Source organism: Exiguobacterium sp. s132 (assembly GCF_018617235.1).
In the GTDB taxonomy this organism is placed as follows: domain Bacteria; phylum Bacillota; class Bacilli; order Exiguobacteriales; family Exiguobacteriaceae; genus Exiguobacterium; species Exiguobacterium profundum.
The window spans coordinates 52,053-75,474 of sequence record NZ_JACSJU010000003.1; the positions used below are offsets into that span (position 1 = coordinate 52,053).

The window sequence follows — 23,422 nt, forward strand, 5'->3', positions numbered from 1 at the left end:
AACGTTTTTCAATTATGATAGAGAAGAGAAAAAAAGGGGAAGTGACGGTCATGACAAAGACAGCAGCACAAAAGCTAATTGAAGAAAGACGTACGGTCCGTATGTTCAAAGAAGCACCAATCGATACGAAAGTGCTCTATGAAGTGTTGCAATCGGCACATCATGCACCATTTCACAATAAAATCGAACCATGGAATGTGTATGTGTTCAATGGGGATGGGAAGCAAGTGTTACTCGATGCGCTCGAACCAGCCTTCTCGGAGGCGTCAGAAGGGCAACGCGAAAAGGTGACGGGACGGATTTTAAATGCGGCAACCTGTATGTATGTGACGGCAAAACATTTTGAAACGGACAAAGGGAATCGTGACGCGTTACTCGCGACGGCGACATTCATTCAAAATGTTCAGCTGCTCTTAAGTGAACGTGAGATCGGGATGGTCTGGCGGACGGGTGGACTGTTCGATGATGCACGGTTGAAGGAAATGATTGGGGCGGAAGGGGAGACGTTTATCGGTCTCCTGCAAATCGGGAAATATGACACAGAAGATATCCCTACACCGAAAGCGCGACAACCGATTGATTCGCATCTCATCATGTTTGAATAATAAAAAGCGAGCGATGGGGAATCCTCGCTCGCTTGATCTATATATCGGTCAGTTATCGCTTTAATTTTGTTGCGAGCCAATCTTGAATCACAGTCGTTGGAATCATCCAGTCGTTCCTCCATTTTTAGAATCTTCTTCTCTACTATTATCCAAATGCATACGTTCCCAAACCTCTCGATGTGCGCCATGAAGGGCATCATCGAATGAATCATCGATATGAAGGCCATAACTTGGATTGATGGACGAGGCATACAGGTCTAGCATGAGTTGATCATGGTTCGGATACATAGAGTGGGCTCCTTTCAATACATCAGCTTGGCTACAACTTCAGTATACAAAGGAACTATGTAGAAAATTCGAGAGAAACGTTAACATTTTATGAATCTTGTAAACGCTTTCACAATTGTTGGATTTCGCGAACTGGAACGCACGACTGCTTATATTGTTCGGCACGCTTGGCATATTTCTTTACCGTTCTCTCCATGATAAAACGATCTTCATCGTTTAATGGACGAACGACTTTTGCTGGGACGCCCATGACCATCACCCCTTCAGGAATCTGCATGTTTGGTGTGACGAGCGCACCGGCAGCGACAAAGGACCCTTTTCCAATCTTCGCCCCATCGAGTACGGTAGCGTGCATGCCAATCAAGCAATCTTCTTCAATCTCACAGCCGTGAATCATCGCCATGTGGCCAATCGAGACGCGATCATGAATGATTGTCGGTGAGCCTTCATATTGATGAATCATCGAACCATCCTGAATGTTGACGTATGAACCGATTTGAATGGGTCCTTCGTCTCCACGGATGACGGTATTGAACCATACTCCCGAGTGAGCGCCGATGGTCACGTCTCCAATCACGTGTGCCCCTGGTGCAAGATAAGTCGTCGGATCGACTTTTGGTGTCAACTCTCCTAATTTGTATTGCATCGTTGTAACCCCTTTCAGAAAGATATGTTATCATTGTCGCACAACTTGAAAAAGAAATTGCAACGAAAAGAATATTCTTGGTAAGATAGTTAAAATACATTGAATAAGGAGATCAAGAGATGGAGAAACAACATTTGATTGACATCGCCGCAAAGAAAAAGAAAGCGGCCGTCGTCTTTAAAGACGTCGCAGTGATTGACGTGTACAGTCGTGAGACGATTCGTACAGACGTCGCCATCGACGCAGGATATATCGTGGCTATTGGGGAAGGGTACGATGGAGAGGTCGAGTATCACGATCCGACGTGGACGCTTGCACCGTCCTTTATCGATTCGCACGTCCATATCGAGTCATCGATGGTCCCCCCGCATGAATTTGCGAAAGCAGTCTTACCACTTGGTGTCACAACGGTGATTGCTGACCCTCATGAGATTGCGAATGTGAACGGAGCACTCGGGATTGAGTACATGTTGGCAGATGCGAAAGGACTTCCACTCGACGTTCGGATGATGCTTCCGAGTTGTGTACCAGCGACACCATTTGAACATGCGGGCGCAAAACTGTATGCAGAAGATTTGGTACCGTTTTTAGGAGATCCAGGGGTGCATGGCCTAGGCGAAGTCATGGACTATCCATCAGTTGAAGCTGGAAGTGAAGACATGCTTCAAAAGATCGCGCAGACGGAACAAGCGGGTAAAGTCGTGGATGGACATGCTTCAGGTCTCAACCCCGATCAATTGAATGTATATCGCTCAGCAGGAATCATGACGGATCATGAATGTACGACTGCGGAAGAGGCGATTGAACGAGTGCGACGTGGATTCTACGTTCAAATTCGGGAAGGGTCCGTTGCTCGAAACGTGGAGAAGGTGAGCCTAGCCGTTACGGAAAGCAATGCCCACCGCTTCCTTTTCTGTACGGATGATAAGCATTTGGATGACTTGGTCGCGGAAGGTGGAATCGACTACAACATCCGTACCGCCATCAAGCAAGGGGTTAAGCCGGAAACGGCCTATGCCATCGCAAGTCTACATGCCGCAGAGGCCTATGGATTAAAAGAGGTCGGGGCGATTGCACCTGGTAAGAAGGCGAACTTCGTTATCTTGTCAGACGTCGAATCGGTAAAAATCGAACAAGTCTTTGTGAATGGTACGCTCGTCGCGGAGAAGGGGAATGCGACGTTTGAATCGGAAGGGATTGAAGTGCCGAAACCGATGAAAGGTGAGCTCGCTTTACCCGAATTGACCGCCGAGTCGTTCCGACTTGCCGCAAGTGAAGAAGAAATCGATGTCATTCAAGTGCTTCCGAACAGCTTGTTGACGAAACGACAGCGTCTCACGTTCCAACCAGACGCATCAGGCGCAGATTTATCGCAGGATATCGCGACGCTTGCCGTCATCGAACGCCATCACGGGACAGGCCATATGGCTCTTGCCCCGGTAACGGGATTCGGCTTGAAACGAGGTGCCCTAGCAGCCACGGTTGCCCATGACAGCCATAACTTGGTCGTCGCCGGGGTCAGCCCGGAAGACATGTTGCTCGCGGCGAGAACGCTTGAAAAAGTAGGGGGAGGGGTCGTCGCCGTATCGGAAGGAGAAGTGCTTGCCGTCCTTCCGCTCGAGATTGGTGGACTGATGACGAAGCGACCATATCGTGAAGTGGCAGAGATTCTGGAACAGCTCAATGATGCGCTAGATGTCGTGGGAGCCCATCGTCATTTCAATCCGTATTTGACGATGTCCTTCCTCGCCTTACCGGTCATTCCTGACTTGAAATTGACCGATATGGGATTGTTCGACGTGACCACGTTCTCATTCATCAACGCTTGACTCGGTCTAACGTATGATTTTTGTTAAGAACCGTCGATAACGATTGAATGCGTGACGGGAAGTTGGTATAGTTACGTCAAGTTTCATCGGGTCAACATTGAAAGGGGGGATATTACAGATGGAACAAGTTGCTTACAATCGGTCGTATGATGAACATGAGGAATTGATCAATTCTGTATATCGTGCTTTCAAGGACCGATGCGAAGAACTACCAGAAGAAACTCAGACAAAACGTCGTTTACGACGACTCATTTTCTCTACGATTAAAGAACAGACGAAGTCTCACGCTGACCGATTCGTGTTGTATCACTTCTTCAACGACTTCTTTAAAGCGGTGGAAACGAATGACCAAGAAGCACTCGCTGTCTTGAAGCGAATCATTCGTGATGAAAAAAACTATTGATATGTGACACCAACCTGTGATAATTTAGACGTAACTTTAAATGAATATTCGTGCTATCGATGAGGTAGAGGTGCGATGCTGATGAGTAAGTAGTCGGAGGATGACAACGATGAGGACTACAAAAAGGCAGGATCGCCGAAGTGCAACACCATGTCCGTGGGGTTGTGCTGGGCTGACGGGAAATACCCGTCGGACTGCCATACATATTTACGTATGGAGCGCTCCAAGTCGGCTAAGAAAGACGGAACATCCAGCGAGGGTGTCGGCTTTGTTGCCGATGCCCTCGCTTTGCGTTTTTTTAAGCATAGGGGGGCCTCATCCTAATAAAAAAGGAGGAATTCAGCATGGTAGATTATTCAACATCGGTACTCTCACTCGTACCGGCATTACTTGCAATTATTATGGCAATCACAACACGAAAGGTCATCCCATCACTCGGTGTCGGGATTATCGCAGGAGTCCTTCTCTTGCATAACTTCAATCCAATTGATTCGATTCAATACTTGTGGTCGAACATCATCGCTTTATTCTGGGCGGATGGAGCCATCAACGAATGGAACGTCTTGTTGATTGCGTTCTTGCTCCTTCTCGGGATTTTATCGTCAATCATTCAAACATCAGGTGGCGCACGCGCATTTGGTGAATGGGCTGCGGCGAACGTCAAGACAGCACGCGGTGCACGTCTCGTCTCATTCGGACTGGGTATTTTGATTTTTATCGATGACTACTTCAATAGCTTGGCGGTCGGAAACATCAGTCGTCCACTCACAGACCGTAAAAACATCTCACGTGCAAAGTTGGCTTACACGATTGACTCAACGGCAGCACCTGTCTGTGTCATCAGCCCGCTTTCAAGTTGGGGTGCATATATCATCGCCATCATCGCAGGTATTTTGGCAAAATACTCGATTGACAGCTATTCGTCATTCTCTGCATTCATTCAAATCATCCCAATGAACTTCTATGCCGTCTTCGCACTACTCTTGACAGCATATGTGGCATTCACTGGACTTGCCATCGGACCGATGCGCACGCACGAACTTCGTGCCCTCCAAGGGGAGTTGTATGATTCGGCAAAAGGAAAGCCGATGGGGATGAGCGAAGATTTACACGAGCACGAAGGTGGAAAAGTACGTGATTTGATCGTACCAATTATCACGCTTATCATTGCGACAGTGTCAGCGATGCTTTACACGGGTGGTCAAGCGCTCGCGGTTGACGGTCAAGACTTCTCGTTGATTGGAGCCTTCGAATCGACAGACGTGACACGCTCACTCGTTGCGGGTGTTGTCATCAGTTTGATTGTCGCATTCTTGCTTCTCATTGGTCGTAAAATCCCAACGCGTGACTATGGAAAAGCGGCATGGGAAGGCGTTCGTGCCATGTGGCCGGCTGTCTTGATTCTCTTGTTTGCTTGGACAATCATTGCGGTCATCAGCGACATGAAGACTGGTGAATACTTGGCGAGCTTCGTGACAGATACAATCGCTGCATCTTACTTGCCACTCCTTCTCTTCTTGATTGCCGGAATCATGGCATTCTCGACAGGAACGAGTTGGGGAACATTTGGTTTGATGCTTCCGATCGGTGCCGACTTGATCATGGCTGTTGAACCCGAACTCCTTCTCGCGTCACTTGCAGCTGTATTGGCCGGTGCGGTGTTTGGTGACCACTGTTCACCAATCTCAGATACAACGATTCTCAGCTCAACAGGAGCGGGCTCGCACCACATCGACCACGTGGTGACACAATTGCCGTATGCTATTCTTGCAGCGGTCGTGTCAGCGATCGGTTACTTGGTGCTCGGAATTACAGCATCGATTTGGATCGGATTCTTCGCTGCATTGATTTCGTTTATCGTATTGGTAGGAGTCGCAGAAGTGATTTCAAAACGTGGGAAAGTACCTGCAGAACTTCGCGCAAAGCGTGAGGCGTGATATATGAAAATGACTTCCATCAAATCGATGGAAGTCATTTTTTATGTGCGGTTGTCACTGCATAAGTGAGACGGTCGAGTAGTTTACCGAGAATGAACCAAAAGGGAACTATGATGTCCAGTGATAGGCTGTGGTAATGAAGATGAATGACGTACAAAGAAAACCAAGGTGTCTCGAGCAACCAAAATGGAGGCGAAGTAGATGTTCTTGTCATCCAATCCAGATACATTCATGATGCAGATCGTGACAGCTAATAAGGTGAACCGCAGTGTCAAACTTTTTATAGAGAGACTTTCACGACAGAAAAACCTCCCTGGTCCATGTAGGAATCAAGGAGGTTACAATCATTATTTCACGTCAAGCCACTTGAAACTTGCATCGGCACCGAACGGGTGACGGTACATGTTCTCGATGTTTGAACGCTCTAAGTATGCCTCACCTTTTTGATAAATCGGAGCGATGGCAAAGTCTTCTTCGAGAAGGATGCGTTCTGCTTCTTGCATTGCTTCCCAACGTTTCATCTGATCGGCTTCTTTCTTCGCAGATTGAATCAACTGATCATATTCGTCATTCGAGTACTCCATACGGTTAAACGGTCCGTCTGTGACCCACATGTCGAGGTATGTCATCGGATCCTGATAGTCAGGGCCCCAACCAGCTGCAGAAACGTCATATTCGCCTTTCCCTTCAAGATCAAGGAAGTTTTTGAACGGTTGCTGTTTGATGTTAAGTGTCAAACCAGGCAAGTTCTTCTCAAGTTCGCCTTTGATGAACTCGTTCACTTTCTTGAACGCTTCTTCGTCACGTGAGAGGAACTCGAGTTCGATTGTTTCAACACCTAATTCTTCTAATCCTTTTTCCCACGCGGCTTTTGCTTCATCTACGTTGTAGTTGAGGAGGTCTGGATACTTCTCACGGAAGTCAGCTCCGTCTTCTGTGAACGTGAAGTCTTTCGCTACGATATAGTTCGCCGGTTGCGATCCATCTGTTAAGATGACATCTGTCACACTCTGTTTGTCGAATCCTTTCGCAAGTGCTTCACGGATGTTGACGTTTTGGAGCGCTTCGTTCTTTTGGTTGAAACGAAGGAAGTTGATTCGAGCATCGGCACGCGTTTTGAACTCGTCGCTGTCTTCGAATTGCGGAACGAATTCAGAAGAGAGGAGCGTGTAGTCCGCTTCACCCGACTCGAACAAGTTGACCCCAGTCGATACGTCTTTTACGACTTTGACGTTGATCGTGTCCATCTTGACGTTTTCAGCATCCCAATATTCAGGGTTCTTCTTGTAAACCCATCCTGCATTGTCTTGCCACTCGCTCAAGACGTAAGGTCCGTTATAGAGTGTCTTGTCGACAGATGTTGCGAACTCTTCGCCTTGCTCTTCGACGTACTCTTGTTTTTGCGGCATATACGTTGGGAATCCAGTCAAACCTAAGAAATAAGGAGCTGGTGCTTCCAATTGTACTTCAAGCGTTTTTTCGTCAATCGCTTTTGCGCCGAGGTCGTCGAGCGACATTTCACCCGCAAGGATTTTGTTCGCGTTTTTCAAGTCTTGAAGAATATAGGCATACTCCGCACCTGTTTCAGGATTGAGGGCACGTTTCCAAGAGTAAACGAAGTCTTCAGCTGTAATTGGAGAACCGTCTGACCAGTTTGCGTCACGTAACTTGAAAGTGTATGTAAGTCCATCCTCAGATACTTCGACATCTTCGGCAATCCCCGGTGTCGGTTGGTTGTTCTCATCTAGACGATACAATCCTTCGAACACGTTGTTTGTCACGATGATCGATGTCGAGTCTGTTGTCAGTGTCGGATCGAGCTGCGGCAAGTCCGTCGCCGATACCATTGTGATTTCTTTTTTCGCATCGCTCGAAGATGAACCTTCTGAACTTGATGAGTCATCTCCTGTGCTACAAGCAGCCGTCGCCAATAATGCGACCCCCGATAACGCTAACCATTTTTTGTTACGCATCATACAACCTCCCGAAAATTCTGATAATTTAGAATATGTTGTAATTAAACTACATCTGACATGAATATGCAATGGAATTTTTTAAATTATCCGAAAATATAAACTTATTTAGAATGACTATTCATCAATCCTTTCAGGAAGTAGAATAGAAAAATCAACGAATGATTATACAATATTTTTGTATAGTTATTCGTGCAGATAGGATAGTAGTGGAGGCGTTAAATTGAAACAACATTCAGCCGGAATCGGCTTTTTCGGTCTTGCGGCAATGGTCGTCGGGACCATGATTGGTGGAGGTGCGTTTAACCTGCCTGGTGCAATGGCACAAGGGGCAGGGGTCGGACCAGTTTTAATTGGATGGGGGATTACGGGTGTCGGCATGATTATGCTCGCCTTTGTGTTTCAGTTTTTAGCAAACACGCGGCCAGAGCTAGAAGGCGGAATTTACGCCTATGCCCGTGAAGGTTTCGGGAAGTTTGTCGGATTCAACAGCGGATGGGGGTACTGGATGTCGGCTTGGATTGGGACGGTAGCCAACATCACATTGATTTTCAGTACATTGGCTTATTTTTTTCCTATATTCTCAGCAGAACACCGACTGTTTCGCTTGTTCGTGAGTGTCGTTCTGATTTGGGGCTTATTTTGGCTCATTTCACGTGGGATGCGTGAAGCGGCACTTCTCAATATCGTGACAACGATTGCGAAACTCGTCCCGATTATTTTGTTCATCGTGTTGATCCTATTCGCGTTTAAAATAGATACGTTCCAAGTCGATTTTTGGGGAGAAACAGGGTTTGTTTGGGCGGATGTGTTTCCACAAGTGAAGTCGACGATGCTCGTCACACTCTGGGCATTTGTCGGTATCGAGGGAGCGGTCGTATTGTCATCGCGCGCACGTCACAAGAAAGATGTCGGTCGTGCCACGGTCATTGGCCTGATTGGGACGTTATTGATTTACATGATGATTTCCATCTTCTCGTTTGGTGTCATGACACAGGAGCAACTCGCTGCGTTGCCTGAACCGTCGATGGCATATGTGTTAGAAGCGGTCGTCGGCCCGTTCGGCGCAACATTGATTAACATCGGACTGCTCGTATCATTAACAGGCGCATTGCTCGGCTGGACGATTTTAGCGACGGAGATTTCGTACGTGGCGAGCCGGGATGGGGTGTTTCCGAAAGTATTTCACCGTTTGAATGCGAACGAAACACCAGTGAACGCGCTATTCATCACCCAAGCGTTCACTCAAGTGGTCACGGCCATCGCCTTGTTTTCAGAACAGACGTATCTCGTGCTTTCAAGCATCGCTGGAATCGCAGCACTCGTTCCTTATCTATTCTCGGCACTCTATGGATGGATGGAGGCGAAGCGGGCGACGTCGCTACGGATGATGGTCGTTTCCGGGATTGCCTCGCTATACGCCGCCTGGTTACTCTATGCTTCAGGATTCGAGTATGTCTTGATTGCGATGATTCTATACGCACCTGGCATCTTCGTCTTTCTTTTGGCAGAACGGGAACAAGGACGACCGTTCTTGACCCGTACCCAGTCGATGATTGCCTTGATTATTCTATTATGTGCGACCTATGGCATTTATGGACTTTGGACAGCCGCGATTGCCCTATAAGAAAACTCACCGGCGTCTCAAGCGTCCGGTGAGTTTTTTGATGATCGGAGTAATTGTTCGATTACACTTGGTGAAGCAGGTCTCGCATATAAATAGCCCTGGAAAGAATCGCAATCTGTCGACTTTAAGTGTGCCAACATCTCTTCATCTTCGACTCCCTCTGCGACGACGTGGAGATTTAAACTCTTCCCAAGATGGACGATGACATCGAGGAGATGAGATTTGGACGCCATCCAATCATCGAGAAAGACTTTATCGATTTTGAGTTCATCGACCGGGAAGGACTTCAAATACTGCAAGGACGAGAAGCCTGTTCCGAAATCGTCAATCGACAGTCGATAGTTCAAGCGCTTGATTTGTTCCATGCGTTCGATGATTTCATCAGTTTGTTGCATGACAAGACTTTCCGTGATCTCCAAAATGACGTCTGCCGGGTCGAGCTGGAGTTGTTGCTTGATGTTTCGTAACGTATTCAAAAAACTGTCGCTTCGGAATTGATTAGGCGAAATGTTGATTGCCATCGAGAGCGGTTGATCGAACTCGGCTTTCCAGGCTTTCAGTTGTTTCGTTGCCTCTAAGATGACCCAGTTGTTGATGGGAACGATGAGTGCCATCTCTTCCGCGAGCGGAATGAACTCTGAAGGCGGGATTTGTCCCAGTTCGTCGTGATGCCAACGAAGGAGTGCCTCAAAACCGATGAGCCGGTCTGTGGCAAGTTCATACTTTGGTTGATACTCAAGATAAAAATGCTTTTCTTCAAGGGCTCGGTACATCGCCTTCTCAATATGGATTTGTCTCGAGAAAGCGGCATCCATATCTTTTGTCACAAATTGAATCGTACCGACGCCGATCTGTTTCCCTTTGAAGAGGGCACTTTCAGCACGTGTATACAGTTCCTCGAGTGAACTTGTCGAAGACGGATAAAATACGCATCCGATCGAAATCGATACCATGATGGAGTGATGGTAAATCCGGAACGGACGTTGCAGTTCGTGTTGCAGATGTCGGAGTACTTGGAACACTTCTTCTTTCGATTCCTCGAAGAACATGACACCGAACAGTCCGCCCGTAGGATGGAATAAAAGAGCGGATTCCGGAATAAGATGCAGTGCGCGCTCTTTGATTTGGATGAGAAGTTCGTTCCCAACGCGAGACCCGAATGACTCATTGATAATTTTGAAGCGGTCGATATCAAACAAGGCAATATGAAGGAGACCTTCTCGCTCATCGATTTGTCGAAGGATTGAGTCGTAGCGACGTAAAAACCCTTTTTTATTATAAAGTCCGGTCAACTCATTTTGATAAGCGAGGAACTGGACTTCTTTTTCAAGACGCTTCTTTTCCGACACATCAAATCCGAATGCGGTATATTGAATCACTTCATTCTTCTCACTAACAATCGGTACGACAGTCAAGTTAAGCCAACACGGCTCTGACTCATGTTGCTTACAGGAGATCGGCATCTCACCGTTCCAAATCCGATTGGTCGCAAGTGATTTTAAAACGTTACGCGAAATCCCGTCCTGTTCACTTGAATCATGAATGAGTTCGAACCATTCGCGTCCGATTAGCTGTTGCTCCGTCGCATCGAGTAGACGGCATAACGAAGGATTGATGTCTACAATCTCGCCTTTCGCATTTGTCGCCAAGTAATGCGTGGACTGTTTGATCATCTCTTGAAAATGATGAAGTAGATTGAACTGTTCTGTACTGATGAGCGGTCCAAATCCTTTTGGGAGAAACGCTAAAAAATAACCATAAATCCCTTCGAGCGAAAAAGATTGCAGGTAGGCAGTCGCATAGATGACGGAGCCATCCTTATGTTGAAACGGCGTCATCGCCGTTGTCGAGAATGGATATTGAAGGAGGAGCGGCGACCATGTTTCGAGAGCATGATCTAATTGCCGGACGACCGGCAGTGGTTGATGGAGGACTTCGTCACGTTCCCAGCCGAATAAAACTTCGGCATGCGTATTCCATAATAGGACCGTACCATCTTGAGAAATATAACAACACGGAACAGATAAAGCATCGATGAATTCATCTACTGGTAAATCACGCAATGAAGCCACATCATTTCCTCCAATCTGTCATGCTAAATGCATATTCTAATGTCAGTGTACCTGATTTTGCCAATTCAAGGAATGCTTAAGTTCGTCATTGTCAAAAGAAAGAGGGACGTCATATACTGAAAGAGTAAGATAGTTTTGAATAAGGGGGAAACAATATGTCAAAAACACATGATGTGATTGAATTGACAGAGAAGTTCGGGGCACATAACTATCATCCACTACCGATTGTCATTTCGGAGGCGAAAGGGATTTGGGTAACCGATCCTGAGGGGAATCGCTACATGGATATGTTAAGTGCATACTCTGCTGTCAATCAGGGACACTGTCATCCGAAGATCATCCAAGCGCTTAAAGATCAAGCGGATAAGATCACGTTGACGTCGCGCGCCTTTTATAACGATCAACTCGGACGTTTTTACGACAAAGTGGTAACGCTTACAAAGAAACAGATGGTGTTACCGATGAACACGGGTGCAGAAGCGGTCGAGACGGCCGTGAAGACAGCACGTCGTTGGGCATATGACGTGAAGGGCATTCCGGGACAAGCGGAAATCATCGTCTGCTCAGGAAACTTCCATGGACGGACTATGGCTGCTGTGTCGATGTCGACAGAAGCGGAATATCAGCGTGGATTCGGACCATTATTGCCAGGGTTCAAAGTTGTGCCATACGGTGATATCGACGCGTTCGAAGCGGCGATCACAGAGAATACAGCTGCGTTCATCGTTGAACCGATTCAAGGGGAAGCTGGAATCATCATTCCGCCGGCTGGTTATTTGAAGCGGGCATCTGAGCTCTGTAAAGAACATAATGTCCTCTTCGTCGCAGATGAAATTCAGTCTGGACTTGGTCGTTCTGGAAAGTGGTTTGCCATCGAGTGGGAAGACGTCACACCGGATATGTATATTCTCGGAAAAGCACTCGGAGGCGGAGTCTTCCCAATCTCATGTGTTGCAGCTGATCAGGAGATTCTTTCGGTCTTCAACCCAGGCTCGCACGGGTCGACGTTTGGTGGAAACCCGCTTGCTTCGGCTGTCTCCGTCGCGGCTCTTGAAGTGTTAGAAGAAGAAAACCTACCGGAACGTTCGCTAGAACTCGGGACGTACTTCATGGATCGCTTGAAGTCGATCGACAATCCGATGATTCGTGACGTTCGCGGACGTGGACTCTTTATCGGCATTGAGTTGACGGAGTCGGCTCGTCCTTATTGTGAGGCGCTAAAAGAGCGGGGACTTCTCTGTAAAGAAACACATGAAACCGTGATTCGATTGGCACCACCGCTTGTGATCACGAAAGAAGAACTCGACCAAGCATTCGAAGCAATCGAAGCCGTATTGGCTCCCGCAGCTATTTCGTAAGAAGCGTCAGCTTGGTATAATGAAGTCAGTTCAATCGACACCTGCCTAGCAGGTGTCTTTTTCGTGGAGGAGGAGTTGGATGATTTACATATATGTCGGATTGGCAGGGGCGGTCGGTGCTTTGGCACGCTATGGCCTTGGTATGATGATCGATTCGATTGGACCGAGCGCATTCCCGGTTTCGACATTGCTCATCAATCTCAGCGGTAGTTTTTTGTTAGGGTGGTTGACTCACATGTTTCTTCGAACGGGTAAACTTTCTCCTCAATTCGTCACGATTGTGGGGACTGGAATGATTGGTTCCTTCACTACATTCTCCACGTTTAGCGTTGAAACGATTCGATTATTAGACGAAAGTCGGATAGGGTTGGCGCTTCTATACGTCTTTTTGAGTATCACGCTTGGACTCGGGAGCTCATGGCTTGGTTATCGTGTCGGCGTGAGACGAAAAGGTGAGGTGAAATAGAGTGACAATCATGTGGATTGCGACAGGTGCCTTTTTTGGTGCGATGTGTCGTTTTGCTATCGGTCAACTGATGAAACGGTGGTCTGATTCCACCTTTCCATTTGCAACATTATTCGTCAATGTGTCGGGTTCGTTTGCTCTTGGGTATTTATATGCCCACACGAGCCATCCGTCGCTCCTTCTCTTTTTAGGGATTGGATTTTTAGGGTCGTTTACGACGTTTTCGACTTTGAAACTTGAATTGATGCGGTTTGCGACAAAAGACTGGATTCGATTCGGACTTTATCTCCTTGCGACATATCTGTTTGGAATACTGGCTGCTTATATCGGCTGGTCAATCTAAAACAACGCCCCTTCCATCTCGAAGGGGCGTTGTTTTATTCTGCAAGTTGAAGCTTCTCGGTACATGAAGCACAAGTCGTTTCGTATGATTCGCACTGTTCATCCATATGCTTCCCGCATTCCTGGCACGTTTTGTCCGGTAGTTTTTGATAAAACTCGACAGATGATTCGAGTCGGCTCGCCCATTCATTCATATGAAAATGCCTCCTTCGTAGATGTGTCACAGTATTGGTTGTTGTCATGATTGTATTATAACAGATGACATTAAGTCAACCATAATATATAACAGATATATTCAGGATTTTTTGCTACACTATACACATCAAAAGACGAGGTGAAAAAAATGAAAGTGCCACAGTGTGAAACGATTGGAATTCAATCAGAGGACGTTCCAACGCTACAAACCGCCTTGGCGCAATTAGATGCGCCTCGAGTCAGTCGTTTGTTTAAAGCGTTCGCTGATCCGACCCGTCTAAAAGTGCTGTATGTGTTGACGCTCGAACATGAACTATGTGTATGCGATGTGGCGGCCGTTATCGGTCACTCTAACGCGACCGCATCTCACCATTTACGGACATTACTCGAACAAGGGTTGGTAAAGTATCGTAAAGAAGGGAAAGTCGTTTATTATTCATTGGATGATGAGCATGTGAGACAGCTCGTTGAAATTGCATTGACACACAGTGAAGAACAAAAAGACGTTTAAGTTCAATGACCGTCCCCATTCGAGGGGCGGTCATTTTTTTGGTACTTGTCTTCGATTAAAATTCACGTTACGATATATTCAAATGAACGTTTGAATGTTAGGGGGATATGATGAGAAATCGAGACGTACTTTCTGTGTCCGGTATTACCTGTACGAATTGTGCAGCTAAGATTGAGCGAGATGTATCGAAACGTGAAGAAGTCGCATCTTGTCAAATTGATTTTGCGACGAGTCGTATGGTGATTGAATGGGTGGACCCGTCGAACCGTGACAAGATGCTTCAGTCAATTGAGCAGACGATGGGGCGGATTGAACCGGGAGCGAAGTTTGTAAAACAAGATGATGATCAAACCGAAGGACGAGATTGGACGCTTTGGAGATTTCTCACAGCCGCTCTTATTTTTTCGATGGCCATTTGGACAGATTCGACTTTAGGATTCATTGCGGCATATTCACTTGCTGGCTACGACGTCGTATACGGTGCGGTCCGGAACGTATGGAACCGGGAATGGTTTGACGAGAAATTTTTAATGACCATTGCGACAATCGGGGCATTCGCCATTTCAGAATACCCGGAAGCGGTAGCAGTCATGCTGTTTTATCAGCTCGGTGAATACGTGCAAGGACGGGCGGTACGCGCCTCCCGAAAATCGATTCAGTCCTTGTTGAATATGAAACCGACCCGGGCGCGTGTACTCGAGGCGGGTCAGGAAATGGAACGATTGCCGGAAGACGTGTCGGTTGGGTCACATCTCGTCATTCGTTCAGGAGAACTAGTCCCGATGGACGGATTCGTCGTGAGTGGGGCGAGTTCCCTAAATACATCGTCTATGACAGGTGAATCCGTTCCAAGGCAAGTGAGCGCGGGCGAGGAAGTGTTGGCAGGTATGGTCAATATCGAGGGGCGCCTCGTCGTTGAAACGACGAAACTCGCGGCTGAGTCGAGCCTTCAAAAAATGATTGCTCTCGTCGAAGAGGCGAATGGAAAGAAAGCAAAAACGGAACAAATGATCACACGATTGGCAAAAGTCTACACGCCGATCGTGGTAGTCATGGCTACACTTGTCGCATTCATTCCACCCTTGTTTGTCGGGGACTTAAATGAATGGATTTACCGGGCCTTGATTTTTCTCGTCATCAGTTGCCCGTGTGCACTTGTGATTTCTATCCCGTTAGGTTATTTCGGGGGGATCGGTTCTGGATCGAAACAAGGGATTCTTGTAAAAGGTGGCGAGTTCCTTGACACGTTGACTGAAGTGGATACAGTGGTCTTCGACAAAACAGGGACATTGACGACCGGGCGATTTGAAGTGACCGATATCGTGACGACAGACGGCATCACTAGCGATGAACTGTTACGGTTAGCTGCCCGTGTCGAACAAGCATCCAATCATCCTCTTGCGCAAGCAATCGTCCGTCGTGCTGGGGAGGTTCAATCGTTTGATTCGATTCAAGAGGAGCCGGGATATGGTCTGCGTGCACGAGATGGTGACGACGAGGTGTATGTAGGGAGTGCCCGTTACATGGAACGGTTAGGTCAAGTGATTGCAGATTCGTCAATCGGGACGAATGTACATGTGATGAAGAATAATCGTTGGCTTGGACGAATCGAACTGATGGATACGGTAAAGCCGGATGCGATGGCTGCAATCGAACAATTGAAACGAATCGGAATCCAGACGGTCATGCTATCTGGAGATCGTCGAGAAGTCGCTACAAAAATTGGCAAGCAACTCGGATTGGATGAAGTACGAGGGGAGTTGCTGCCGCACGAGAAAGTGGAGGCAATCGAACGGATGCTCGGAACGCGTAAAGTTGCTTTTGTCGGGGATGGTATGAATGATGCGGCGGCTTTGGCCCGGGCAGACGTCGGTCTCGTCATGGGTGGCGTCGGAAGCGATACAGCAGTCACGGCGGCGGACGTGGTATTGATGCATGATGCGCCAACGGATGTCATTCGGGCCATTGAGCTAGGCAAACGAACGAAGCGCGTCGTCTGGCAAAATATTTTCTTTGCCTTTGGAATCAAAGCACTTGTCATGCTTTTAGGATTGTTCGGCATCGCAACGATGTGGGAAGCGGTATTTGCGGACGTGGGAGTGGCGCTTCTTGCCATCGCGAACGCGACGCGGTTACTTCGTATGACATCATGAAAGAAGTGTCTCGGTTTTGTACCTGAGACACTTCTTTTTTTATTCGATTCTGTCGTGATGCGTTTTAATGCGCAACAACATAAAGGTGAGGATGACAATAATAGCAAGAAGTAAAAAAGTGATGGTGAAAAGGACTTGTGTCAAGAAAGATACTTGATTCTCTGCCGCAATCAACTCTTTATGAATGTCTTTGTATTGCATTTGTTTGAGAGACCGTAAATCTTCTAAAATCGTTTGCCGAAGTTCTGTCATCGTTTCTGCGACAGCCGTCGCTTTCACTAAGTCGCCTTCTTCATAGATGACGAGAACGCGGTCGGCTTCCTTTTCCCAAATGGCATCTCGTTCGAGTAAATCGAGGACAGAGCTCGGTGTGTCCGGGTCATCGATGATGGATTGTTTAAGGTCTTTGGCTTGTCGAGACATGCTATAGTACATCTCTAAAAAGTGTCGGTCTTCATATGCGAGTAATCCACGAATGGCATTTGCCCGTTCGACGTTATAATACATCACGTCTTCAATCGATTCATAGGAGTCGAGTTGTTCGCCTTGAATGGTTTCGAGACGCTCATTTGTTTCTTTCAATTGAAAAATAAAAATAAAAATAATCGAAATAGATAAGATTGATAAACTGATCCATAATAAAATCCACTTTCGTTGTGACATCGTGACCCTCCTTTCTTCTACATCGTACATGATTTTGTAAAAAACGACAGAAAATATTTTTTTGAAAAAGGAAAAAACGGGGAAATGTATAATCATTAAGAGTAGTGTCTCTTGATGAGAGAAGACAATTAGATGCATAAGGAGAGTCAATATGTCAGAGAACTCGACGTTACACAAGCTGTGCCAGGTTTTACGAAACAAGCGAACCAATCTTACCTATGAGATTCCGAGTCTTTGGAATCGCATGCGTTTCCATTCCGAGCCGGTTCGAGATGGGGTGGAACGTGTCAATCCATATGATTTTTTGTTGGAAACGATTGAAAAAACGATTTTCCCGTATGCACATGAAAGTCGCGACTATCGTACTTCCATTGCGCTTGCAGACGGACATTTACAAACCGGGGGGGATTGGATCAAACGGGCATCGGTCTACTCCATGCAAGTTCGTACATCGACCTCATGGGACCATGACGGGTCGGGTTACGTTGAAAGGGAGAATTCAGTGGGAATGAAAGACACAGGCACTTTTGTGAAAACGCTTGCATTGATTCCACATCTTCTCTATATGGGGATCGATACATTATTCCTCTTGCCGATTTCGCAACACAGCCATAAAAACAAGAAGGGTGAATTCGGTTCTCCTTATGCCGTTCAAGACTTTTTCGCAATTGATGAAGAGTTAAAGGAAACGTTAACTGGTGACGAGATGACGGTCGAAGAAGAATTTGCCGCATTCGTGGAGGCCTGTCACATGGTAGGGATTCGTGTCGTCATCGATGTCATCCCGCGGACGTGTGCCCGAGATAACCGTCTCATCTTAGAAAACCCGGAATGGTTTTACTGGATTCCCTTGACGGAAGTCGATTACTATCATCCGCCATATGTTCCGGGCATTGGGGAGAACGTCAAACCGGAATTTGCTTTCTTGCCGATGGTGTATAACTCAGAAGACGTATGGCAACACTTGCGACGGTTCTCCATGGCACCGAATTTGATTGATGCGGAGAAATGGGATCGTGTACGTAACACGTTGCTCGAGCATCCAGAAGAAAACGTATTGGCGATGATTGAACGAGAGTTCGGATTGACAACTGCACCTGCTTTCTCGGATTGTATCAATGACCCGCAACCACCATGGTCAGACGTAACCTATTTCCGACTTTTCTTAGACCATCCGCTTGCAGCGGCACCTTATGTGAACGATGCGAACATTGCACCTTATATCCTGTTTGACTCGATCAAATCCAATCAATTCCGAGGAAATGAGATCAATGAACCTGTTTGGGAGATGCTCGCTGATATCATTCCTCACTATCAACGGGAATACGGTATAGATGGAGCGCGTATTGATATGGGTCATGCCCTTCCGGTCGATTTAGCACAACGAATTTTGGAACAACCGCGTGCCATCGATTCGAATTTCAGCTTTATCGCTGAAGAACTCATCGAGTCCGGAGCCTGGGCGGCGAAGGACGCTGGCTATAATATGATTATCGGATATGGTTTTTATAAAGAACCGCGATTCAACACGCATGAAACCCATCAATTCTTATACGATTCACGCTTTTTACCTCTTCCGGTATTTGCAGCAGGTGAAACGGCAGATACGCGACGACTCGCGACACGGGAAGGCGGACGAAAAGCAAGCCGTTTGTTGACGGTGTTGAACGGATTTATGCCTAATGGGGTTCCGATGACGAACTCGGGGCTCGAATTGTATGAGACACAACCGATGAACACTGGACTCGATTGTCGACCGGAAGAGGCGTATCAACTCTTCCCGACGGATCCTTATTTTGGCAAGCTTGCGTTTTTTGATGCGTATCAGTTTCATTGGGATCATCCAGAACGGGATGAAATGATTGAAGTGATGCATCAAGTGGCTGAAATTCGACGTCGATGGTTAGATGTGCTCGTGGATCCGAATCACTTTGAACCGCTCGTTTTAAATGAACCGTTCGCCCCGTTCATTGGATTCGCTTGGTTACGACCGGAAACGAATGATACGTTGCTCATCGTAGCGAATACGAACATGGTAGATGCGCTACGAGGAGTTGTCACGCTTGATGGGGTGAGACGTCGAAATTGGAATGCGAGTCGTTTTGCGGAGATGGTCTATTCACCTGATTCGTGGCCGTATGCGGAGCATTTGTTTGATGACAATTGGAATCTCGTGGTCGATTTGAAACCGGGAGAAGTCAAAGTGTACGAGATGAGATGAAAAAACGCCTTGAACCGAATAACCGGTTCAAGGCGTTGTGTGTTTCATGTAGTAAATGACAAATTCATCGAGCGGCATCGGTTTCGCATAGCGATATCCTTGCATGGAGTCACAACCGATTTTACGAAGGAACGTCTCCTGGTACTCGGTTTCGACGCCTTCGGCAACGAGTGCCATACCGAGTTGGCGTGCCATGGCGACAATGGTCGTCGTGACCATTTGATATTCGCGATTCTCTTCAAGCTGCATCGTGAACTCACGAGGAATTTTCAGTTCATCGATTGGATAACGGACGAGGTATGCGAGTGAACTGTACCCTGTCCCGAAATCATCGATAGACAGCTTGATGCCGAGTGCTTTTAACTCTAAAATGCGATTTAATACACGATCCGAATGATGTGCGGCCACGGTTTCTGTCAACTCAAAATTAAGGCGTGACGGTTCAATCGGGAACCGCTCGAACAATGTTTTCAAGTAATCGATCAAGTGTTCATCAAACAACTGACGGACGGATAAGTTGACCGATAGTTTCGGTAAATGGATGTCGCCTTGTTCAAATACGTGAATCAATTGGAATGTCTCATGAATCATCCAACGACCTAAATCCTGAATATGTCCCGTTTCTTCAGCAATCGGAATGAACTGGCTTGGTGGAATGAACGCACCGTTATGTTGCCAGCGCATGAGCGCCTCTGCTCCGATGATTGCTTTCGTCGAGGCATCCACTTGAGGCTGAAGGAAAAGGGAAATCTCGCCTTTTTCAAGTGCGGTTTCAAGCCCTTCCATCAACACTTTCCGCTCTTCTTTGTCCTCCCGTAACTCTGGTTCGAACATGACGGTTTCGTCACGACCTTTGTCTTTCGCGCGATACATCGCCAAATCGGCATTCGAGAGCAAGTGCTTTAATTTTTTCCCATGCTCCGGGAAGCGGACAATCCCGATCGAGGCATGGACTTCGACGAGTGTCCCGGCCATATAATACGGGGGACGATAGACAAGCCGCCGCAATCGTTCCGTCAACATCTCATCGTCTCCATGTTCCGCGACGACGATAAACTCATCGCCCCCGAGTCGCCCGGCATATTCGTTCGGCAAGAGTGCAGTCCGCAGCCGTTTTCCGATATGTTGTAATAACTGGTCACCCATATGATGACCGAATTGATCATTGATTTCTTTAAATCCATCCAAATCGGAAAACATCAATGTGAACGTACGCCCTTCCTCGATCAAGCGTTCGATTTGCTCTTGAAGTGCGTAGCGGTTATGAAGACCGGTCAAACTATCGAATTTAGCTTGATACAGAATTTGTTCTTGTTGCTCGATCATCTGGGTGATGTCTTTAGCGATAGCGTAGATGCCCTCGACTTCTCCCTCGATGATCATTGGGACGTTGACCAATTGCCAGACGCGTGTTTCCCCTTCGTCGGTCATCACACGCACATCGATTGTTCGGGGACGACCGTTCGTCAACTCTTGAAGAATGATGGTATAAGGTGCACGGTCTTTCGATTCAATGATGTCTAAGATGTTCGAGCCGAGTAGTGTTTCGGTTGTCAGTCCTAAGATAGAGCTGCCGGCCTCGTTGACAGATAACACTTCGCCATGCAAGTCGAATAAGAAAATCGGTTCTGAATGGTAGGCAAAAAGCGAACGGTATTGCTGTTCACGGATTTCTAATTCATGTGCCTTGGTCGACACGGCAACTTCCAAATCTGTGTTGACGGAATGCAAACGATGACTGATGAGTGCGTTCTGTTTGGAGACGACAAACTGACGAATGAGCAACAAGAGAACAGCATTTGCGATCATCGAGTCCATTACGGATGTTCCAAGAAGGCGATCGGAAGCGAGTAAAAACATCATGACGACCACACTATACAGCACATAATCGACAATGGAATCGTAGGCAAGTGCATCTTCCGATACATCATCGACCCAGTAGCTAATCGAGATGGTCAATATACTACTGACTTGCAACAGATGAATCAATTCATGTGTAATTCCGGAAAAGACAACCAACGTGTTTGCAATCGAAGCAATCGTGAATCCAAGAATTCCGACGAGCAATAAAATCCGGAACTGTTGACCGGCTGAGACGACTCGATTTAAGTAGAGGAATGCGAGCATCATATAGAGGCTAATGAGTAACATTTGCTCTTCGAATCCGCTCAACTGTGACACGAGTGAGACGTCTTGCGTTGAAAAGAACCAAATATGAAGACCACCAATCAAAAGGAAACTGAACAGGGCGAATAAATCGAACGTGCGTAGTTTCAAAGTACGAAACTCAATCGATTGCGTGATGACGATTAAAGCCATGATTAAATAAAAGAAATTTTGGAGGAACAACAAGGACTGCATATTGTCGTTGATTGAATGATAGTGCATCAGTAAGTACAGCGTGAAGCATACATTTCCTGCACTAATCAAAATATGGATAAAACGCCGCATACCTCTATGTTTAAAGATAGCTACTCCGCTAAAGCCAATCGCTGCCCCTGATATGACGAGATAATAGATGAACAACGTGATCTGTAGTAAGTCGTGCGGGGTCAAAAATAAAAATAAAAGTCCGGTAGAAAAAGTTCCGATGAGAATCGCCGGAACGTATTGGCGCAACGAGTAAACAGACAACTCATGCACCTCCTTCTTTATATGTATGGGGCTCTTATTTATTATCGGAACAGGAGAACGAAGATTACACAAAAAAATCGACAACAATCTATATTGTTGTCGAAAATTTTAGATTTACAGTGTATAGGAGTGTTCTTTAAAGTTTCCGACGACTGAATCGATTTCAGACACAGTGACAAACGCCTCAGAATCGATTTCAGACACGATTTGACGAAGGCGGGGGATTTCATTGTTCTGGACGACGACGTACAGCATTTTTTTCGAATCGTTCGAATATCCGCCTGTCGCATCCATGATGGTGACGCCCCGTTTCAAATTCTGCTTGATGACCAAATTGATTTCGTCTGCTTTTTGACAAATGATGAAGCATTGCTTTTGGGCAGCGAAGAATTTATGAATCGTAAGCAACGTACGGGATCTGACGAAGCTTAACACAAGCGCGTACATGACAGCTTTGATGTCAAAGACGATGAAGACCAACACATAGACGATGATGTCTTGTGTCAGAAAGATTTTAGGCAACGACAAGTTTCGATTATTCATATAGATGACTTTCCCTAGAATGTCGAGTCCACCGGTGGAAGCTCCTGCAAAGAGGAGAAGTGCGAGTCCAAGCCCTGAAACGATTCCGCTGAACACCGAAGCGACGAGCGGATCATCGAGTGGGGTCGGGGGAATCAAGACTGGCAAACTATCGATGAGGATAGAGGAAAGTACGACGACAATTCCTGTCATCAAGATAAATCGACGTCCCAAATATTTTAGTCCCAATAAAAAGAGTGGGATATTAAGCACGAGCTGTGTCAAACCGATGGGAGTTCCAAACAGTTCATTCGTAATCAACGTGATTCCGACGATTCCCCCAGAACCGATTTCATTTGGTTTGAGCAGTAAGCTGACAAAGACAGACTGAAGGATTGTCCCGGCAATGATGAACAGTACCGTTTCAAGGGCAACCCGTTTTCGAGATTTTGCATACATAGATAATGGCTAGGCCTGACGCCTCCTTTTTGTAAGTCTTCTGCAAGCGTACTGCTACTTTTACGTCATTTCAAGTCTCACATGTCATTATGGAATCGATCGATATCACTCGCTAATTGCTCATGTACGTAATCGATGACTTGAGCATCATCAAAAAGTCCGAGTGGGACATCGTCTGGAATCGCATCGAATGGGGAGACGAAGTATAGGATGGCCGCAACAAGTTCCTCTTGTTTATCGGGTTGCATCTCAAATTGTTCATTGTAAAGCGCGCGTAACATATTCAGCATTTGTTTCATCTGGAAGTAAAGTGTCAGTTCTTCTTCACGCTCGATGTTACTGATTTCATTGGATGCCACATCGACTGTGACTTTTGCGAGTGCGCGTTCACCTTGAACGAGCAAGTCGCCCAATTGTTCTCGGTCGCGGATGTCTTCTTTCGCTTGTTTTAAAAAATGTGTGTATGTTGTTTTCCAATCTGCCATTTGGATTCCTCCTTCTTTCTTCATCTACTAATA

At 46.6% G+C, this 23,422-nt stretch carries 20 protein-coding genes and 1 riboswitch; of the genes, 11 read left to right on the plus strand and 9 right to left on the minus strand.

All coding sequences use genetic code 11. The features are described from left to right. The first annotated feature begins 50 nt into the window (after window positions 1-50). Window positions 51-605, plus strand: coding sequence for a nitroreductase family protein (locus tag KNO78_RS12630; protein ID WP_251125329.1), 555 nt, complete (start codon window positions 51-53; stop codon window positions 603-605). A gap of 102 nt (window positions 606-707) precedes the next feature. Here KNO78_RS12630 and KNO78_RS12635 read toward each other — a convergent pair whose 3' ends face one another. Together KNO78_RS12635 and KNO78_RS12640 are read right to left on the minus strand one after the other, a co-directional pair. Next, window positions 708-893 (minus strand): hypothetical protein, encoded by a 186-nt coding sequence (locus KNO78_RS12635; protein ID WP_074037801.1) that lies wholly within the window; start codon window positions 891-893, stop codon window positions 708-710. Between the two features lie 109 nt (window positions 894-1,002). Further along, on the minus strand, window positions 1,003-1,539 hold the full coding sequence (locus tag KNO78_RS12640; RefSeq protein WP_074037800.1) for a gamma carbonic anhydrase family protein: 537 nt from the start codon (window positions 1,537-1,539) through the stop codon (window positions 1,003-1,005). Window positions 1,540-1,658: 119 nt separating this feature from the next. On the opposite strand from KNO78_RS12640, the gene ade reads away from it, so the two are divergent. The 3 genes from ade (at window position 1,659) to KNO78_RS12655 (ending at window position 5,708) form a co-directional block, all read left to right on the plus strand. Next, the gene (gene ade, locus KNO78_RS12645) at window positions 1,659-3,368 is read left to right on the plus strand and encodes an adenine deaminase (RefSeq protein WP_214691458.1); all 1,710 of its coding nucleotides are present in this window, start codon (window positions 1,659-1,661) and stop codon (window positions 3,366-3,368) included. Window positions 3,369-3,486: 118 nt separating this feature from the next. Next, on the plus strand, window positions 3,487-3,771 hold the full coding sequence (locus KNO78_RS12650) for a hypothetical protein (RefSeq protein WP_015880753.1): 285 nt from the start codon (window positions 3,487-3,489) through the stop codon (window positions 3,769-3,771). A 57-nt stretch (window positions 3,772-3,828) separates the two neighbouring features. Then, window positions 3,829-4,003, plus strand: a riboswitch (Lysine riboswitch). Window positions 4,004-4,115: 112 nt separating this feature from the next. Then, on the plus strand, window positions 4,116-5,708 hold the full coding sequence (locus tag KNO78_RS12655; protein WP_214691459.1) for a Na+/H+ antiporter NhaC family protein: 1,593 nt from the start codon (window positions 4,116-4,118) through the stop codon (window positions 5,706-5,708). Between the two features lie 347 nt (window positions 5,709-6,055). Here KNO78_RS12655 and KNO78_RS12660 read toward each other — a convergent pair whose 3' ends face one another. Further along, the gene (locus KNO78_RS12660) at window positions 6,056-7,681 is read right to left on the minus strand and encodes a peptide ABC transporter substrate-binding protein (protein ID WP_159563514.1); all 1,626 of its coding nucleotides are present in this window, start codon (window positions 7,679-7,681) and stop codon (window positions 6,056-6,058) included. A 223-nt stretch (window positions 7,682-7,904) separates the two neighbouring features. Here KNO78_RS12660 and KNO78_RS12665 point away from each other — a divergent pair, with 223 nt between their 5' ends. Beyond that, a complete protein-coding gene (locus KNO78_RS12665; RefSeq protein WP_214691460.1) occupies window positions 7,905-9,308 on the plus strand; it encodes a basic amino acid/polyamine antiporter in 1,404 nt (467 codons plus the stop codon). 17 nt (window positions 9,309-9,325) lie between these two features. Here KNO78_RS12665 and KNO78_RS12670 read toward each other — a convergent pair whose 3' ends face one another. After that, window positions 9,326-11,380: a sensor domain-containing protein gene (locus tag KNO78_RS12670; RefSeq protein WP_031420968.1), complete on the minus strand. Its 2,055-nt coding sequence runs from the start codon at window positions 11,378-11,380 to the stop codon at window positions 9,326-9,328. Window positions 11,381-11,535: 155 nt separating this feature from the next. Here KNO78_RS12670 and KNO78_RS12675 point away from each other — a divergent pair, with 155 nt between their 5' ends. The 3 genes from KNO78_RS12675 (at window position 11,536) to KNO78_RS12685 (ending at window position 13,547) form a co-directional block, all read left to right on the plus strand. Next, window positions 11,536-12,738, plus strand: a complete 1,203-nt coding sequence (locus KNO78_RS12675) for an ornithine--oxo-acid transaminase (RefSeq protein ID WP_015880758.1) — start codon at window positions 11,536-11,538, stop codon at window positions 12,736-12,738. A 79-nt stretch (window positions 12,739-12,817) separates the two neighbouring features. Further along, a complete protein-coding gene (gene crcB / locus KNO78_RS12680) occupies window positions 12,818-13,204 on the plus strand; it encodes a fluoride efflux transporter CrcB (protein WP_078146292.1) in 387 nt (128 codons plus the stop codon). 10 nt (window positions 13,205-13,214) lie between these two features. Continuing rightward, window positions 13,215-13,547, plus strand: coding sequence for a fluoride efflux transporter FluC (locus KNO78_RS12685; protein ID WP_078147891.1), 333 nt, complete (start codon window positions 13,215-13,217; stop codon window positions 13,545-13,547). Window positions 13,548-13,581: 34 nt separating this feature from the next. On the opposite strand, the gene yhfH is transcribed toward KNO78_RS12685, so the two are convergent. Further along, on the minus strand, window positions 13,582-13,740 hold the full coding sequence (yhfH, locus tag KNO78_RS12690) for a protein YhfH (RefSeq protein ID WP_015880761.1): 159 nt from the start codon (window positions 13,738-13,740) through the stop codon (window positions 13,582-13,584). 149 nt (window positions 13,741-13,889) lie between these two features. On the opposite strand from yhfH, the gene KNO78_RS12695 reads away from it, so the two are divergent. Then, window positions 13,890-14,252, plus strand: a complete 363-nt coding sequence (locus KNO78_RS12695; protein WP_015880762.1) for an ArsR/SmtB family transcription factor — start codon at window positions 13,890-13,892, stop codon at window positions 14,250-14,252. Between the two features lie 110 nt (window positions 14,253-14,362). After that, a complete protein-coding gene (locus tag KNO78_RS12700; protein WP_214691461.1) occupies window positions 14,363-16,405 on the plus strand; it encodes a heavy metal translocating P-type ATPase in 2,043 nt (680 codons plus the stop codon). Between the two features lie 39 nt (window positions 16,406-16,444). On the opposite strand, the gene KNO78_RS12705 is transcribed toward KNO78_RS12700, so the two are convergent. Then, window positions 16,445-17,068 carry a hypothetical protein gene (locus KNO78_RS12705; RefSeq protein WP_078146294.1) on the minus strand — a complete coding sequence of 208 codons (624 nt, stop codon included), beginning with the start codon at window positions 17,066-17,068 and terminating at the stop codon, window positions 16,445-16,447. 151 nt (window positions 17,069-17,219) lie between these two features. Between KNO78_RS12705 and KNO78_RS12710 the strand changes: the two genes are divergently transcribed. Then, window positions 17,220-19,289, plus strand: coding sequence for an alpha-amylase family protein (locus KNO78_RS12710; RefSeq protein WP_214691462.1), 2,070 nt, complete (start codon window positions 17,220-17,222; stop codon window positions 19,287-19,289). A 27-nt stretch (window positions 19,290-19,316) separates the two neighbouring features. Here KNO78_RS12710 and KNO78_RS12715 read toward each other — a convergent pair whose 3' ends face one another. From KNO78_RS12715 to KNO78_RS12725, 3 genes are all read right to left on the minus strand, one after another. Next, entirely contained in the window at window positions 19,317-21,923 is a 2,607-nt protein-coding gene (locus KNO78_RS12715) for a putative bifunctional diguanylate cyclase/phosphodiesterase (RefSeq protein ID WP_159563520.1), read from the minus strand. Window positions 21,924-22,037: 114 nt separating this feature from the next. Then, the gene (locus tag KNO78_RS12720) at window positions 22,038-22,904 is read right to left on the minus strand and encodes a YitT family protein (RefSeq protein ID WP_015880767.1); all 867 of its coding nucleotides are present in this window, start codon (window positions 22,902-22,904) and stop codon (window positions 22,038-22,040) included. Between the two features lie 77 nt (window positions 22,905-22,981). Beyond that, a complete protein-coding gene (locus KNO78_RS12725; RefSeq protein ID WP_074037788.1) occupies window positions 22,982-23,389 on the minus strand; it encodes a YkvA family protein in 408 nt (135 codons plus the stop codon). Window positions 23,390-23,422: the final 33 nt, after the last annotated feature.